Origin of the sequence: Pseudomonas sp. LLC-1 (assembly GCF_002992185.1) — a bacterium.
GTDB lineage: Bacteria > Pseudomonadota > Gammaproteobacteria > Pseudomonadales > Pseudomonadaceae > Aquipseudomonas > Aquipseudomonas monteilii.
This window is the reverse complement of record NZ_LUVY01000020.1, coordinates 129,287-145,837: the sequence shown is the minus strand read 5'-3', so window position 1 is coordinate 145,837 and position 16,551 is coordinate 129,287. Positions and strand designations below refer to the sequence as shown.

Genomic DNA, 16,551 nt, shown 5'->3' with positions numbered 1-16,551 from the left:
TGAAAAGGACCCAAGCGCATGATCTACCGCCCCCTCGGCCACAGTGGCCTGCAGGTTTCCGCCCTTACCCTGGGCAGCATGATGTTCGGCGAGCAGACCAGTACCGAGGACGCCCTGCGCATCATCGACAAGGCCTGGGACCAGGGCATCAACTTCATCGACACTGCCGACGTGTACAACGCCGGGCGTTCGGAAGAAATCGTCGGTGAAGCGGTGGCACGCCATCGTCAGGACTGGGTCGTCGCCAGCAAGGTCGGCTTCGGCCCGGCCGATGGCCTGCCCAACCGCAGCGGGCTGTCGCGCAAACACATCTTCAATGCCCTGGAGGCCACCCTCACCCGCATGGGCATGGACTATCTGGACATCTACTACCTGCACCGCGAAGACCACAAGGTGCCGCTGGAAGAGACCGTGCAGGCCATCGGCGACCTGCTGCGCCAGGGCAAGATCCGCTACTGGGGCGTGTCCAACTTCCGTGGCTGGCGCATTGCCGAGGTCTGCCACATTGCCGAGCGCCTCGGGGTGCCCAGGCCGGTGGTGAGCCAGCCGCTGTACAACATCGTCAACCGTCAGGCCGAGCCGGAGCAGCTCACTGCCGCCGCCGCCCATGGCCTGGGCGTCGTGCCGTTCAGCCCGTTGGCGCGGGGCGTACTCAGTGGCAAGTACGCGCCAGGTGCGGTGCCGGATGCCGGCAGCCGCGCAGGGCGCCAGGACAAGCGCATCATGGAAGTGGAGTGGCGCCAGGAGTCGCTGGCCATCGCCCGGCAGATCCAGGCTTACGTTGAGGCCAAGGGCGTGGGAATGGTTGAGTTCGCCATTGCCTGGGTGCTGAATAACCAGCGGGTGAGCTCGGCGATTGTCGGGCCGCGTACCGAAGAGCAGTGGGACACCTATGGCGGTGCATTGGCGGTGAAGATCACGGCGGAAGATGAGGCGTTCATCGACTCGCTGGTGACGCCGGGGCATGCATCCACGCCGGGGTTCAATGATGTGGCGCATTACGTGAGCGGGCGCTTGGCGCGCAGCTGACGCATTGGGGAGCCCTGCGCCGGGCTCCCGGTCCCCCCTTTCCCCAATCACCCCGGTATCGTGCGCACCATTGGTTTTCCACCTCTGGAGCTGCAATGAAACTCTTGCAACCGCTGCAAATTGGCCCCCTCACCCTGCCCAACCGTGTCTTCATGGCGCCCCTCACACGCCTGCGAAGCCTGGAGCCGGGCGATGTACCCACCACGCTGATGGGCGAGTACTACCGCCAGCGCGCCAGTGCTGGCCTGATCATCACGGAAGCCACGCAGATCTCCTTCCAGGCCAAGGGCTATTCCGGATCGCCCGGCATTCACAGCGCCGAACAGATCGCTGCCTGGAAGCACATCAACGAAGGCATTCATGCCGATGGCGGCCACAGCGCCGTGCAGGTCTGGCACACCGGGCGGGTGTCACACACGTCTCTGCAACCTGGCGGCGAAGCGCCAGTGGCCCCTTCGGCACTTCCGGCAGGTGCGCGCACTACCCTGCGTGACGAGCAAGGCGACCTGATACGCGTGGAAACCTCCGCGCCGCGGGCGCTCAGCGAAGCGGAAATTGTCGGTATCGTTGCCGACTTCGGCCAGGCCGCGATCAACGCCCGTGAAGCCGGGTTCGACTTCATCGAGCTGCATGCGGCCCACGGTTACCTGCTGCACCAGTTCCTTACCCCGAGTGCCAACCAGCGCGAAGACCGTTACGGCGGCAGCGTCGAAAACCGCGCACGTATTGTGCTGGAAGCGGTGGACGCGGCCGTTGCCAACTGGAGCGCCGAGCGCGTCGGCATCCGCGTGTTCCCGTTGGGTGGTTTCAATGGCGTGGACAATGGCGAAGACCAGGAAGCCGCCGGCCTGTATCTGATCCGCGAGCTGGCCAAGCGCAACCTCGCCTACCTGCACCTCTCCGAGCCTGACTGGGCCGGTGGCAAGCCGTTGCGTGACGAATTCCGCCAGGCAATCCGCGCAGCTTATCCGGGCGTAATCATCGCGGCCGGTGCTTACACCGCCGAGAAAGGCGAAGACCTGATCGGGCGTGGCCTGATCGATGCCGTGGCGTTCGGGCGCAGTTACATCGCCAACCCGGACCTGGTCGAGCGGCTGCGGCTGCAGGCGCCGTTGAACGAGCACCGGGCGCAGTTCGACTATGCCAATGGGCCTGAAGGGTATACGGATTATCCGTTCCTGAAGCAGGCTTGATGCAGAAACGGGAGCCCATATGGGCTCCCGTTTTTTTGTTGCCAATGCCGGCCTCTTCTCGGGCAAGCGCATGAAGAGGCCGGTAGCTTTAACCGAGCTCTGCCAGTGCCTGCGCTGCATAGGCATGCGACCGCTGCCGCGCCAGCGGATCATGGATGCGGCAATCGATCATCAGCTCATCCGCTCCGGTCTGCTCGATCAGCGAGCGCAGCCCTTCCCTCACTCGCTCGGGCCCACCCGCCACGGTGCAGGCCATCACCTGCTCCAGCACTGCGCGCTCATGCTCAGGCAGGCGTTGCACATAACCCTCCTGCGGCTTGGGCAACAAACCAAAGCGCCCCACGTGCAGGTCCAGCATCCACTTGCGATGGGAACTGGCCAGGTAATCTGCCTCGGCATCACTGGCGGCGGCGAACAGGTTCATGCCTACCATCACATAAGGCTTGGCCAACTGCGCCGAAGGCTGGAAGTTGGCGCGATAGTGGGCAATCGCCTGCAACAGGTAACGCGGCGCAAAGTGCGAAGCGAAGGCGTACGGCAGGCCCAGCTTCGCCGCCAGGTCGGCGCCGAACAGGCTGGAGCCAAGGATCCACACCGGCACCTCGTGGCTGTCTGGTACGCCACGCACCCGGCGCTTGCCGTTGTCGGCCAGGTAGTCACGCAGTTCGGCGATGTCCTGGCTGAAGTCACGCTCTGGCGCGGCACCGCGCAAGGCACGTACGGTCGGCCCGGAAGTGCCTGGCGCACGGCCCAGGCCCAGGTCGATACGGCCCGGGTGCAAGGTATCGAGGGTGCCGAACTGCTCGGCTATCACCAACGGCGCATGGTTGGGCAGCATGATGCCACCCGCGCCAACACGGATGTGCCGGGTGGCGTTGGCGATTTCGTTGATCACCAGCGAAGTGGCCGCCGAGCCGATGCCCGGCATGTCATGGTGTTCGGCAATCCAGTAGCGGCTGTAGTGCTGTTGCTCGACATGGCGCGCCAGCTGGCGGGATTCTTCGATCGCGTCGGCGAAGGTCTTGCCTTCTCCGATCATGACCAGATCCAGTACGGACAGTGCAGTCATGGGGTCTCCAGGGGGATTATCAGTGGCTGCCAGTTTCCCCGCTGCGCCGCTAGCGATAAACCCAGGTTCAGGCCCGGTATAGGGGCCTGGCATTCCCCAATCAGTACTCCCAAGGCACGCCCGGTTCCCAGCTAGCCACCAACAAATCGATAAAGCCGCGTACGCGCGGGGACAAATGGCGTTTGCTTGGGTAGACGATGCGGATCGGGTCTGCCGGTGGGCGGTAGGCCTGCAGCACTTCCACCAAGGTGCCGGCGCGCAGGTCGTCACCGGTGATGTAGGTGGGCAGGTGAATCAGCCCGAAGCCTGCGCGGGCGCCGTCGAGCATGGCTTCGGAACTGTCGATGTTCAAACGGCCGGGGTCTTCGCACAGGTGCAGCCCCGCTTCGGTGTGAAAACGCCAGGGCATGGCCTTCTCTCCTGCGAGGAAGGCGATCTTGTCGTGGCCATAGAGGTCGCCGGGCACTTGCGGTACGCCACGCTTCTCAAGGTAGGCAGGCGATGCACAGGTCACGAACTGCTGCCAGGCCACCGTGCGGGTCAACAACTGTGAGTCTTCCTTGGGTGCGCCAATACGCACCGCAACGTCTACGCCCTCCTCGACCAGGTCGACGAAGCGGTCGGTGAAACGGATGTCTGCGCGCAGTTCCGGCCACTGCTTGAGATAGCGATCCAGGATCGGAAGCACATGACGTTGGCCGAACGAGAGCGGCGCGGTCAGGCGCAGGGTGCCTGTGGGCCTTCCGCGGCGCTGGGCCATGGTGCTTTCCACCTCGTCCAGGTCATCCAGAATCTGCCGCCAGCGCTCAAAGGCCACCAGGCCTTCGTCGGTCAAGCTCAGCTTGCGCGTGGTGCGGTTAAGCAGGCGCACAGCCATGCGCGCTTCCAGGCGGGCGATGCTTTTGCCCACCGCCGAACGCGTCAGGCCAAGGCTGGCGGCGGCAGCGGTGAAGCTGCCAGCCTTGGCGGCACTGACGAAGGCGGCAATGTCGCCGAAGCGGTTGGGTTCCATGAGCGGGTTCCTGGAGTCATCGAACCGGCATAAATGGGGCCGAAGCCAGCTAATGCAAGGCCACAGGCTGGCTAGGGCGTGTTCGGGGCTGGCCTCATGTACGCGTCTGTCCAGGCGGCCAACGGCAGTGGTGGCTGCTGGTCGACAATACGCCGCCAGATCAACAGCAAGTCATTACCGTTGAACATCGAGCCAGGCCCGCTGCCTTGCCACCGCGAAGGTACGTCGGCAACCCAGTGCCCCTGGCGGTCACGGTGGGCCATGTTGAAACGGAAGGTGTAGTTGCCAGGGATGCCCATGCGCAAGTCGGTCACCACCAGCGCGTCGCCCACCTGGTCGTAGCGCAGCCAGTCATCGGTAAACCAGCGCAAACGCTGGTGCAAAGGGCTTCCTGCCAGTGCTTTCGCCAGCGGCAAATTACGCGGCAAACGCTGCATTTCAGGCGCTTGCCGGTCGAACCCGCTGCTGATGCCCTCGTAGTAATCACCCTCTGGGGTCTTGGCCAGTACGCGCCAGACCAGACTATTGAAAGCGATCGGCACGGCGCGCACTTCACTGGCGACAATGCCTTGCTGATCCAGCGCCGCCTGGAAGCGCTGCTCCGCCGCCATACGCCCGGCAAGGCCGAAACCCAGGTAAGCGGTACTGAACACCAGCGCCAGGGTCAGCAGACGTGTCGCCTTTGCGGTCACCCCCTTGAAGATGGCGTAGATAACCGCCGCCAGCAGCGGCAAGGTGTAGACCGGGTCGATGATAAACACCGCCGCCCAGCTTTGCGGGGTGGTCTGCAAAGGCCAGAACAACTGCGTACCGTAGACCGTGAAGGCATCCAACAACGGGTGAGTAACCAGTACCAGCCAGAACGCCACGAACAACCTGGACAAGGTGTAACCCTTGCCAGGCCAGCATTTGTGGATCAGCCAGGCCAGTAGCAAGGCCAGCCCGGTAAGCACGAACAGCGAGTGGGAGAACCCGCGGTGGTAGGTCATCTGCGACACCGGGTCGGCGTAGCGGATGATCACGTCCAGGTCGGGCAGCGTGCCCAGCGCAGCGCCATACAGCAACGCGCGCCGCCCCTGGATGCGGCCAAGCACGGTACCCTGCAGGGCCGCGCCGAGTACGGCTTGGGTGATGGAGTCCAAGGGTCGCGCTCCTGAAAGGGATATTTGCGCAAGCTACCTTCATACGACCTCGGTGCGCAATTCCCTTGGCTGGCTCAGAACAGCTGCCAGGTGTACACCAACGTCAGGCGGTTTTCGTCGATGTCACTGCGGTAATTGGAGCGTGCCATGGCGTTCCTCACCCGAATCCCCAGCCCCTTCAGCACGCCGCTCTGCACTGCATAGCCAATGTCCAGGTCACGTTCGCGATCCCGCCCTTCGTAACCCAGCCCGGTATCGACATTGTTACCGGTTATGTACCGCACAGTCGCCGTCAGGCCCGGTACGCCCAGGGCGGCGAAGTTGTAGTCGTAGCGCACCTGGTACGAGCGCTCATCGGTGTAGGCAAACTCATACGTCGGCACCTCGTTACCCAACGGCGAAATGTTGGCGAATACCCGAGGGAACGGGCTATCGCCATAAATGCCCTGGTAGCCGGCATGGAAGCTGTGCCCGCCATGCCGGGCGGTGAACATCGAGAAGAACGCCTGGTTGTCGATATTGCCCAGCAGCGCATCACCATCCTCACGCGCGGTGAAATAGCCCAGGTTTGCGCTAAGCACCCAGTCCCCTACTGGCTTGCTGTGCTTCAGGCCGATAAACCCTTGTTCATAGATGTCTTCCAACTGCCCGTACCACAGACTGACGCTGCTCTGGTTGGCGTTGAACGCATAGTCCCCGCCCACGTAGTTGAAGGCATCGCTTTCGGCCTGGCGCATCGGCACATGGCCGAGCATGGCGTTCATCTTGCCGTCGCCGCCTTCATTACGCAGGTGAGTGCTTTTCAGGTGGCCGGCCTGCAAGGTCAGCCCGTCGATTTCCGACGAACTCAAACTGGCGCCCTGGTAAGTCGGCGGCAGCAGGCGGATATCACTGAACGTCAGTACCGGCAGGTTGGGTTGCAGTTCACCGATGCGCAGTTCGGTCTTCGACAGGCGGGCCTTGAAGGTGGGCGCCAGGCGGCTGTACTCGTCGGCGGCACGGCCATCGCCATGCACCGGCAGCAGGCCGGTATTGGCCCGGTCGGGGCTGCTGTCGAGCTTGATACCCAGCAGGCCCAGCGCGTCCACGCCAAAACCGACGGTACCGGGGGTGTAGCCCGACTTGAAGTCGAGGATGAAGCCCTGGGCCCACTCCTCGGCCTTGGACTGCTTGTTGGCCCCGACGATGTCAGAGAAATCGCGGCTGAAATAGTAGTTGCGGGCACTCAGGGTGGCCTTCGAATCCTCGAAGAAGCCGCCTTCGGCAGCCAGCAGTGGTTGGCTGAGCAAAGTCAGGCCCAGGGCGACGCAAGGGGTGTGATTCATTCCGAAGCTCTCTTGATCTTGTTTTTATGGGTAAAGCGTTGGGAACACGGCAGTTCATGGGGTACGGCGCAGCACCTCCCGGGCACGAGGCCGATGCAACCTGAGCAGCGCATGGGCCAGCAGGCCGAACAGCAGCCCCCAGAACGCCGCTGACAGCCCCAGGAACGCCACCCCCGAAGCGGTGACCAGGAAGGTGAACAGCCCGGCATCGCGCTCGGCTGGCTCTGCGAGGCTGCGGGCCAGGGCCTCGCTGATGGCGCCATACAGGGCCAAACCGGCCAGGGCAGCGATCAGTGCGGCGGGAAAGGCGGCGAACAGCGACATCAACGTGGCGCCGGCAATGCCCAGCAGCAGGTACAGCGCACTGCCAGCCACCGCCGCCACATAACGCCGCCGCGGGTTTTCATGGGCTTCATGGCCGGTGCACAGGCTGGCGGTAACCGCCGCCAGGTTCAGCCCGTGGCAGCCGAACGGCGCCAGCAGCGCTCCAGCCAGGGCACTGGCGCTGATCAACGGGCTGGCGGGTGTGGCGTAGCCGGCGTTGCGCAGTACCGCCATGCCTGGCATGAACTGCCCGGTGAGCGCCACCAGCACCATTGGCAAGGCCAGGCTGAATACCGCCGAAAGGCTGAACTGCGGCGTGACCCACTGTGGCGAAGCCAGTTCCAGCACCAGTGCATCGCTGCGAAACGCCCCGCTGGCAACGGTCACCAGGGTGCCCACGCACAGCACCGCCGCCACCGCATAGCGTGGCTGTAGCCGGCGCATCAGCACGTAGGTAACGAACATCGCCAGCACCAGCAGCGGCTGCACTGGCAGGGCGCGGAACACTTCGATGCCGAAGCTGAACAGAATGCCCGCCTGCATGCCGGCAGCGATGGAGCCCGGCAGGCGGGCGATAATGCGGTCGAAGGCCCCGCTGATGCCGATCATCAGCAGAACCAGATTGGCCACCAGGTAAGCCCCCACGGCCTGCTCCAGGCCGAGTTGCGGCAAAGCGGTGACCAGCAGCGCGGAACCTGGAATCGACCAGGCGATCACCACAGGTACCCGGTAGCGCAGGCTGAGCAGCGCGCCGAGCACGGCGCTGCCCATGGACACGGCCCAGACCCAGGATGACAACTGTTGGTGGGACAGGCCGGCGGCTTCGGCGGCGTGGAAGATGATCACCAACGGGCCTGCGTAGGAGATCATCGTGGCGATGCAGCCAGCGACGATGGCGGACAGCGAGCTGTCCTTGATCAGGGTTTTCATGGCACCTCTGGCAAGGCATTGGCCGGGCGCGGTGCCCGGCGCTTGTTCTTCGGATTACGCCTGCGCCGCAAGGGCCTGGGCGTGCCGACGGCCACTGGCCAGGTGCACGGCCATGGCCAGCGCAGCAATTGCGCCAGGGATGGCGAACGCGATGAAGTTGAGTTGCAGCGGCAGGTTGATGCCCATCAGTGCGCCGCCCAGCAGCGGGCCGACGATGGCGCCGTTACGCCCAATGCCCGAGGCCCAGCCCAGGCCGGTGGAGCGCACCGACAGCCCATACATTTGCGCAGCGCCGGCATACAGCAGGATCTGCGTGCCGATGGTGGTGGCGCCAGCAATGAAGATCAGCAGGTAAAGCACCGGCATCGGGCTGTTCACCCCCAGCAGGCTGATCGACAGCGCAGCGGCAATGAAGAACGCCACCTTCACCTTGACCAGGTTGTAGCGGTCGCCCAGCCAGCCGCCCAGAATTGCCCCGGCCATGCCGCCAAAGTTCAGCGCCAGCAGGAACGACAGGCTCGAACCCAGGCTGTAGCCCGCGTTGGCCATCAGTTTCGGCAGCCAGGAACTGAGTGCATAGACCATCAGCAGGCAGCAGAAAAACGCCAGCCACAACGCCAGTGTGCGTATGGCCAGGCCATTGCGGAACAGCTCCAGCACCGATGCCCCACTGCCCTTGCGGTCAGCGGCCTGCAACACGTCATCCGCCTGTACATCGCATTCCGGGTCCAGCCGTTTCAACAGTTTGCGAGCTTCTTCGGTGCGGCCCTGGCGCACCAGGAAGCCGATCGATTCAGGCAGGTAGTAGAGAATCACCGGCAACAGCAGCAGTGGCACGGCAGCGGCGAAGAACATCGACTCCCAACCAAAGCGCGGCAGCATGAAAATGCCTACGCCTGCCGACAGCATGCCGCCCAGCGAGTAGCCACTGAACATGATTGCCACCAGCGTGCTGCGCAGGCGCTTGGGCGCATATTCGTTCATCAGTGCCACGGCGTTGGGCATCAGGCCGCCACAGCCCAGGCCGGCAATGAAACGGTAGATGCCGAACTCGCTCGGGCTGCAGGCAAAGCCGTTGAGAATGGTTGCCCCCGAGAACAAGGCGAAACAGATGGCAATGCCCTTCTTGCGCCCGATACGGTCGGCCAGGCTGCCGAATGCCAGGGCGCCGAACATCATGCCGAACAGCGCGTAGCTGCCCAGCGCACCGGCCTGCAACGGGGTAAGCCCCCACTCTTTCATGATGACCGGCAGTACCACGCCGTAGATGAACAGGTCATAGCCGTCGAAGATCAGCAGCAGGCCGCACCAGGCCATGACCATCCAGTGGAACGGGGTAAAGCGCGCGTTATCGATGATCGGGTGTACGTCAAGGGTTCGCATGGCATCTGTCGCTCTTGTTTTTGTTGTGAGGGAAAGCTGTTGCCTTGAGGTTGCTGCTCAGCCGAGGTCGCCGCCCCCTACCGGCAAGGTCACGCCGGTGATGTATGAGGCTTCGTCAGAGGCAAGGAACAGAATCGCGCCCACTTGCTCGTCGATGCTGCCGTAGCGGTGCATCAGGCTGCTGTCGAGGGTCTGGTCGACGATCTGCTGGTACCAGTGTTTTTCCTGTTCGCTTTGCTCGGCGCTGTTGCGTGGCACGCGACGGGGTGGCGCTTCGGTGCCGCCGGGTGCGGTGGCGTTGACGCGGATGCCACGGCCAGCGGTTTCAAAGGCCAGGCACGCGGTGAGCGCGTTGACGCCGCCTTTGGCCGCGCCATAAGGCACGCGGTTGACGCCACGGGTGGCGATGGACGAGACGTTGACGATGGCGCCGCTACCGCGTTCAAGCATGTAGGGCAGCGCGGCATGGCAGCACCACAAGGTAGGGAACAGTGAGCGCCGCACTTCGGCCTCGATCTGTTCGACTTCGTAGTGCTCGAAGGGCTTGGCCCAGATGGTGCCGCCGACGTTGTTGACCAGGATGTCGAGGCGGCCGAAGGTTTCCACTGCACTCGCCATGACACGGGCGCAGTCGGCGTGTTGTTCGAGGTCGGCGGTGAGTGTAAGCATGCCCTCGCCTGCCAGCTCGTGGACCAGTTCGGAACGGTCTACCGCGACCACTTGCGCGCCTTCGGCCTTCAGCCGCCAGCACACGCCCCGTCCGATGCCTTGTGCGGCACCGGTGACCAGGGCGACCTTGCCTTGGAATCTGTTGTTCATGTGTTTCTCCTGCATGACCCGGTTAATGGCAATTGGGAGGGCTGCGCCCTCCATCGCGACGCAAGGCCGCTCCCACGGGTACCGTGTTTGGCACAGGCTTGCGGCTTACTTGTGGGAGCGGCCTTGTGTCGCGAAAGGGCCGCAAAGCGGCCCCCGACGATCCATCAGGCCGCTGCCGCGAACTTCTCGTAGTAGAAGTTGGCCGGGGTAATGCCCTGATCACGTACGTACTGGCTGACCGCTTCCACCATCGGAGGCGGGCCGCACAGGTACAGGTCCACATCGCCATCGTTCAGGTGGCGCGGCTCGATGTGCTGGGTCACATAGCCCTTCTGCGGGTACTGGCTGTCCGGGTTGGCTACGCAGGCGCTGTAGGTGAAGTTGGGAATTCGTGCAGCCAACGCTTGCAGACGATCCAGTTCAACCAGGTCGAAGTCATTGGTCACGCCATAGATCAGATGCAGCGGGTGTTCACTGCCCTGCTCGGCGATCCTTTCCAACATCGCGGTGAACGGGGCCAGACCAGTGCCGCCAGCCAGCAGCAACAGCGGGCGCTGGATAGGCCGCAGGTAGAAGCTGCCCAACGGCCCCGCCAGGCTCATGCTGTCGCCGGCCTTGGCCAGGTTGGTGAGGAAACTGCTCATCAAACCACCCGGCACGTTGCGGATCAGGAAGCTGACTTCGCCGTCCTTCTGCAACGAACTGAACGAATAGGCGCGGCTCTGCTCGCTGCCCGGCACCTTGAGGTTGACGTACTGCCCCGGCAGGAAGGCCAGGCGGCTGAGGGCCTCGCCCTTGATCGACAGGGCAATGGTGCTGGCCGACAGCTGGCGTACATCGCTGATGGCCGCCTCGAAGCTGGCCTGTTCGGTCTTGCACAGCTGCGACGAAGCCGGAATGCGGATGACGCAGTCGCTTTCGGCGCGCATTTGGCAGGTCAGTACGTAGCCTTCGGCAATTTCGTCTTCGTTGAGGGCATCTTCGATGAAGTTGTCGCCCAGGTCGTAGCGGCCGGATTCGGCCTTGCATTTGCAGGTGCCGCAGGCGCCATCGCGACAGTCCAGCGGGATGTTGATGCCTTGGCGGTAAGCAGCGTCTGCCACGGTTTCATAGCCGGTGGCTTCAATGAAACGGGTAACCCCGTCTTCGAAATTCAGTGCGATCTGGTAGCTCATGTTGCACCTCGCGGGCGAGCCGGCCCACGGCGCGTCGCAGGACGCACCGGGCAATGCTCGCAAAACCCTGTATCAGATGTGGTAGATGTCGATGACCTGGCGCACGTAGTCGTTCTTCAGCACCACCTTCTTGGCCTTGATCAGCGGCTGCTCGCCGCGCAGGTCGAGGGTGTAGAAGCTGGTGCCGAAGTAACTGTCGGTGGCCTTGTAGCGGAAGCTCAGGGTGTGCCAGTTGAAACGCACCTGGCAGCTGCCCTCGCCTTGCTCGACGATCTCGATGTTGCTGATGTTGTGCGAGGTGCGGGTATCCGGCACGGTCGCACTGGAGCGCTCGGTCTTGATACGGAACACGCGGTCTTCCAGGCCGCCACGGTTGCCGTACCAGATCAGCGAGATTTCGCTTTGTGGGTCTTCGGTGAGGGTGTCATCGTCATCCCAGCTCGGCATCCAGAAGCTGGCGTCGCTGGCGTACAGCTCCAGCCACTGGTCCCACTGGGCGTCGTCCAGGTAGCGCGCTTCGCGGTAGAGGAAGTCGCGCACGGTTTCATACAGGCTCATTGCACGGCCTCCACAGGGATCAGCTGCTGTTCGTCCTTCAGGGCCTGGATCATGGTGTCCTGCCAGTATTTGTGTTGCAGCACGAACAGGCCTTCGTCCTCGGTGCGCACGCCAGACAGCAGCGGATGGAGCTCGATCTCTTTAGCCGCTTCATCGGCGCCTTCGACCCAGTGCTTCGCGCCACGGGACATGTCGTTCCAGCCAGTGCCGCCGCCGTAGCCGGTCTGGCAGGAGCGGAACTCTTCCAGGTCGTCCGGGGTGGCCATGCCGCTGACGTTGAAGAAGTCTTCGTACTGGCGAATGCGCTTGGCGCGGGCATCGGCGCTCTCGCCTTTGGGCGCGATGCAGTAGATGGTGATTTCGGTCTTGTTCACCGAAATCGGCCGGGCAACGCGGATCTGCGAGCTGAACTGGTCCATCAGGTACACGTTCGGGTACAGGCACAGGTTGCGCGAGTTCTCGATCATCCAGTCGGCACGGGCCTGGCCGAAGTCGGCAGCCAGCTGGTCACGGCGCTCGTAGGCCGGGCGGTCTTCCGGGTTGGCCCAGCGGGTCCAGAGCAGCAGGTGGCCATGGTCGAAGGAATAGAAGCCCCCGCCCTGCTTGGCCCAGGAGCCGGCGCTCATGGTCTTGATCTCGTCACCGGCCTCACGCTGCTTGCGCTGGTTCTGGGTGGCGGCGTAGTTCCAGTGCACAGAGCTGACGTGGTAGCCGTCGGCGCCGTTTTCGGCGGTGAGCTTCCAGTTGCCTTCGTAGATGTACGAGCTGGCACCGCGCAGCACTTCCAGGCCTTCTGGCGACTGGTCGACGATCATGTCGATGATCTTGGCCGACTCGCCCAGGTGTTCTACCAGCGGTTTTACATCGGCATTCAGGCTGCCGAACAGGAAGCCACGGTAGGACTCGAAACGGGCGACCTTGGTCAGGTCGTGGGAGCCGTCGCAGTTGAAGCTGTCGGGGTAGCCGGCGTTGCTCGGGTCTTTCACCTTCAGCAGTTTGCCGCTGTTGTTGAACGTCCAGCCGTGGAACGGGCAGGTGTAGCTGGAACGGTTGCCGCGCTTGTGCCGGCACAGCATGGCGCCGCGGTGGCTGCAGGCGTTGAGGAAGGCATTGAGCTCACCGTCCTTGTTGCGCGCGATGAAAATCGGCTGGCGCCCCATGGTCAGGGTGAGGAAGTCGTTCTTTTCGGGGATCTGGCTTTCGTGGGCCAGGTAGATCCAGTTGCCCTCGAAGATGTGTTTCATCTCCAGGTCGAACAGGCGTGGGTCGGTGAACATCTCGCGCTTGCAGCGGTAGATGCCCTTTTCACGGTCGTCCTCGAGCATGGCATTGAGGTAGTCGAATCCCAGGGACATGGCCAGGGTCTCCCTTGTTATTGTTTAGACCTGGTCAGGTTAGGGAGACGACTGGCTGGGGACTATCCGGATTGTGCAGAGTGCTATCCAGTTGTTATGCGCACATGCTTTCCGTCTTCTCCAAGCTTCCAGTGCACTTTCGTCGCCTTCTGTGCTTCTGCGGGCAAGTTGGCGGCAATTTTATTCATCAGTGCAGTAGTGGTGTTGAACACGTTTACATCAGTGGAATCTAAAGCACTGTAGTTTCTTCGCAGATTCAAACTATACACTTCCACCAGATTGAGTTCCTGCTGGGACCAGTTGTCAGCCTGAGATATTCGTTCGATTTCGTGCCCCATTCCGTTCGCCGTAAAGCGACCTGAATACTCAAAGTCGTTCACGCGCTTTTGCTGAGCGAGCTTTCCGATTTCTTTCACCCTGGAATTCATGAGTTCATTGAACTGACGTTGCTTAGCAGAGGGCGGAAAAATGAAAGGTTTGGGTGCCTGTTCGCGTCGTTTTGGCCGTTTAAATATTGATTTAAGCATGTGCCCACTGGGGTCAATATTGTTCATGGGATCCCCAGCACAGTAGGCGTAACAATTTAATCCTCCAGCACCCATTGGGCTCAAGCTGTCAGGGCTGTGGAATCTCATCAGAACGGGATTGAACGCACGGTATCCATTCCCCAGCAGGTATTGCCCTGTGGCAGATTCTTTTCTCTGCCCGCTGAAGCGCAGCACTGGTGCGAATTGATCACATCCATCGTGCCCATAAACGGTGTACTGCAATGAAGCCGGCATGATTGCCACCCTTTACCTGAGATAAAGCCAAGGGTGGCTTGCGCATGAAATGCAAACAACTGGCAGAAATATCAGGTGCCCAAGCTGGCGCGCGTCATCCCCGCCGCTTGAACGTCTGCGAAGGCAGCTCACCAAACTGCTGCCGGTACACCTCAGAGAACCGGCCTAGATGCAGGAAGCCATAATCCAGAGCAAGCTCTGTCACGCTGCGCACACCACAAGTCGGGTCATTCAGGCATGCATACACCCGCTCCAGCTTGCGCTGGCGCACGTAATGCTTGGGCGTGGTGCCCAGGTGCTGATCAAACAGCGCATACAACGAACGCAAACTCATACAGGCCTGCTCCGCCAGCACCTCCGCCGGCAGCTCCAGTTTCAGGTTGCGCTCGATGTAGTCGAGAATGCGCTCAAGGCTGGCCTGCGGAGCGCTCAGGCTTTCGCGGCGGATATTGGTGCTCATCAGGGTCAACAACTTGCTCGCAACAATCTGGCTGTAGTGCCCCTGCACGCGCGGCAGAGAATCACTCACTTCCGCCTCGTGGCAAACCATGGCCAGCAGGTTCACGAACCCGTCCAGTTCATCCAGCCGGTAATGGTTGCGCAAGAACCGCACGCCGCCTTCTGGCCGGTGCCAGCGCTGTTCGTCGCAGATCGAATCCAGCAACCGGGTGGGCACCTTGAGGATGAATTTCTCGCAGTCTTCCGAATAGGTCAGGTCAACCGGGTCGTCCGGGTTGATCAACAGCAGCTCGCCCGGCACCAGGTGCTGCTCGCGCTTGTGCCCGCGCCACAGGCAGTTGCCGTTGAGCAGCACTTGCAGGTGGTAGATGGTTTCCAGCGCTGGTGAGGTAACGCGCACACTGCCGCCGTAGCTGATGCGGCACAGGTCGAGTTCGGCGAACTTGCGGTGGCTGAGGCTGGCCTGTGGGTGGGTGGTGCGCGACAGTCCGATGCAATGCTGGCCTACATGCTGGTTCACATAATCGGACACAGCATAAGGGTCGGCGTGATGAAACACGCTACTGCGCTCGCTCAGCAGGCGGCTTTCCATAGGCAAGGCACTCGGTATCGTTATTGTTCTGGTCGCCGCTTCCTACGGCCTTGTGGGCTGTGGTTGCGGTCGTCACGGTCATTCTATCGGGCCGGTTGTGGGGTGATGAGGGCAGGTGACAACCGGCGGATAGGCACACTACAGCAAAAAGGCGGGGGTTGGGCAATGCGGCTTTGGCAATGGATGGGCGGATAGCGGACAGTGAGGGTAATAAATGTGTTCGGTTATCGAACAGTAATTTCCTGCCGACCTGCCCACCCCTGACTCCGTGCCCGGTATTGGCGCGGGGCAATGGCAAACAGTTCACGAAACCGCCGGTAGAAATGCGGGAAACTGACAAACCCGCTGGCCACCGCCACTTCGGTCAACGACTTGCTGGTGTGCTGCAACAACTGCCGCGCATGGGTCAGGCGCAGCTCCAGATAATACCGTGGCGGCGTGGCCTGTACATGGCGGCGGAACAACCGTTCCAGGTGCCGACGGGACAACCCTGCGTGCTCGGCGATCTCGTCGATGCCAATCGGGTCTTCTATATTGGCGTGCATCAGCTCCAGCGCAAGGCGCACGCCCTTGGGCAGGCTGGGGTCGATTTCCGGCGCGCTGGCCGGGGCGTCACTCATTACCCGCGAACGGTCACAGGCCAGCATCTGCTCAACCGCCCGGCGCAGCGGCGCGCCACCGCAGTGTTCGAGCAGCGCCAGCATCATGTCCAGCGCACTGCTGGCCCCGGCACAGCTCATGCGGCGACGGTCCAGCACATGGGCTTGACGGCTGATACGTACTTTGGGGAACAGTTCGTTCATCATCGCCCGGCCATCGGGGTGGAAGGCGCAGTCGTGATCGTTGAGCAGGCCGGCCTCGGCCAGGAAGTAAGCGCCGTTCCACAACCCGCCCAGCTGGCAGCCGTGCTGGTCAGCCTGGCGCAACTTGGCGCGCAGCAGTGGCGCGGTTTCCAGCCTTACGCGAAAGCCACCACATACCAGCAGCCAGTCGAGGCCTTGTACCTCAAGGTCGGCCAGCTGGGTGTTGACCGGCAGGGCGATGCCCAGGTCGCTCATTACCTGCTCGCCCTCGCCCACTACCTGGATCTGGAACAGCGGCGTGGCGCTCATCAGGTTGGCGGTGACCAGGCTGTCCATGGCGGCGGTGAACGCCATCATGGAGAAGTGCTCGCGCAGTACGAAGGCCACGCGCTGGCACGGCATTGACAGCGAGGTGCGCAAGGCAGGGTCCAGGTGGGCAAGGTTGGTGTTCTTGAGGATGCTTTCGAAGTGGCTCATGGTCTTAACTCAACAGCGGAAATCGCGTTGGTTTCTTCGCGGGCTCGCCCGCTCCCACAGGCCTTGCACAGTTTTCAAAACCTGTGGCGGACCTGTGGGAGCGGGCAAGCCCGCGAAGAGGCCA

Annotated in this window: 15 protein-coding genes; 2 read left to right on the top strand and 13 right to left on the bottom strand. The window is 62.5% G+C overall.

The window, feature by feature from the left end; genetic code table 11:
* Positions 1-18: 18 nt before the first annotated feature.
* Positions 19-1,029, top strand: a complete 1,011-nt coding sequence (locus tag A0O30_RS22870; RefSeq protein ID WP_105948141.1) for an aldo/keto reductase — start codon at positions 19-21, stop codon at positions 1,027-1,029.
* A gap of 95 nt (positions 1,030-1,124) precedes the next feature.
* Positions 1,125-2,222, top strand: a complete 1,098-nt coding sequence (locus tag A0O30_RS22865) for an alkene reductase (RefSeq protein ID WP_105948140.1) — start codon at positions 1,125-1,127, stop codon at positions 2,220-2,222.
* A gap of 88 nt (positions 2,223-2,310) precedes the next feature.
* On the opposite strand, the gene A0O30_RS22860 is transcribed toward A0O30_RS22865, so the two are convergent.
* From A0O30_RS22860 to A0O30_RS22800, 13 genes are all read right to left on the bottom strand, one after another.
* The gene (locus A0O30_RS22860; protein WP_105948139.1) at positions 2,311-3,291 is read right to left on the bottom strand and encodes an LLM class flavin-dependent oxidoreductase; all 981 of its coding nucleotides are present in this window, start codon (positions 3,289-3,291) and stop codon (positions 2,311-2,313) included.
* Positions 3,292-3,391: 100 nt separating this feature from the next.
* Positions 3,392-4,303, bottom strand: a complete 912-nt coding sequence (locus A0O30_RS22855; protein WP_105948138.1) for a LysR family transcriptional regulator — start codon at positions 4,301-4,303, stop codon at positions 3,392-3,394.
* A gap of 71 nt (positions 4,304-4,374) precedes the next feature.
* Positions 4,375-5,445, bottom strand: coding sequence for a metal-dependent hydrolase (locus A0O30_RS22850; RefSeq protein ID WP_105948137.1), 1,071 nt, complete (start codon positions 5,443-5,445; stop codon positions 4,375-4,377).
* Between the two features lie 74 nt (positions 5,446-5,519).
* Complete coding sequence (locus A0O30_RS22845) at positions 5,520-6,770, bottom strand: OprD family porin (protein ID WP_105948136.1); 1,251 nt, start codon at positions 6,768-6,770, stop codon at positions 5,520-5,522.
* 54 nt (positions 6,771-6,824) lie between these two features.
* Entirely contained in the window at positions 6,825-8,024 is a 1,200-nt protein-coding gene (locus tag A0O30_RS22840; RefSeq protein ID WP_105948135.1) for a benzoate/H(+) symporter BenE family transporter, read from the bottom strand.
* Positions 8,025-8,078: 54 nt separating this feature from the next.
* The gene (locus tag A0O30_RS22835) at positions 8,079-9,407 is read right to left on the bottom strand and encodes an aromatic acid/H+ symport family MFS transporter (protein ID WP_105948134.1); all 1,329 of its coding nucleotides are present in this window, start codon (positions 9,405-9,407) and stop codon (positions 8,079-8,081) included.
* A 57-nt stretch (positions 9,408-9,464) separates the two neighbouring features.
* Complete coding sequence (locus tag A0O30_RS22830; protein WP_019096256.1) at positions 9,465-10,226, bottom strand: 1,6-dihydroxycyclohexa-2,4-diene-1-carboxylate dehydrogenase; 762 nt, start codon at positions 10,224-10,226, stop codon at positions 9,465-9,467.
* 164 nt (positions 10,227-10,390) lie between these two features.
* On the bottom strand, positions 10,391-11,401 hold the full coding sequence (benC, locus tag A0O30_RS22825; protein WP_105948133.1) for a benzoate 1,2-dioxygenase electron transfer component BenC: 1,011 nt from the start codon (positions 11,399-11,401) through the stop codon (positions 10,391-10,393).
* A 72-nt stretch (positions 11,402-11,473) separates the two neighbouring features.
* A complete protein-coding gene (benB, locus tag A0O30_RS22820; protein ID WP_105948132.1) occupies positions 11,474-11,959 on the bottom strand; it encodes a benzoate 1,2-dioxygenase small subunit in 486 nt (161 codons plus the stop codon).
* On the bottom strand, positions 11,956-13,314 hold the full coding sequence (gene benA / locus A0O30_RS22815; RefSeq protein ID WP_016715262.1) for a benzoate 1,2-dioxygenase large subunit: 1,359 nt from the start codon (positions 13,312-13,314) through the stop codon (positions 11,956-11,958). Before benA ends, benB begins: the two co-directional genes overlap by 4 nt.
* 83 nt (positions 13,315-13,397) lie before the next feature.
* Positions 13,398-14,096 carry an RHS repeat-associated core domain-containing protein gene (locus A0O30_RS28275; RefSeq protein WP_105948131.1) on the bottom strand — a complete coding sequence of 233 codons (699 nt, stop codon included), beginning with the start codon at positions 14,094-14,096 and terminating at the stop codon, positions 13,398-13,400.
* Between the two features lie 94 nt (positions 14,097-14,190).
* Positions 14,191-15,147 carry a benABC operon transcriptional activator BenR gene (benR, locus tag A0O30_RS22805; RefSeq protein ID WP_105948130.1) on the bottom strand — a complete coding sequence of 319 codons (957 nt, stop codon included), beginning with the start codon at positions 15,145-15,147 and terminating at the stop codon, positions 14,191-14,193.
* Positions 15,148-15,371: 224 nt separating this feature from the next.
* Positions 15,372-16,427 carry a GlxA family transcriptional regulator gene (locus A0O30_RS22800; RefSeq protein ID WP_105948129.1) on the bottom strand — a complete coding sequence of 352 codons (1,056 nt, stop codon included), beginning with the start codon at positions 16,425-16,427 and terminating at the stop codon, positions 15,372-15,374.
* Between the last annotated feature and the right edge of the window lie 124 nt (positions 16,428-16,551).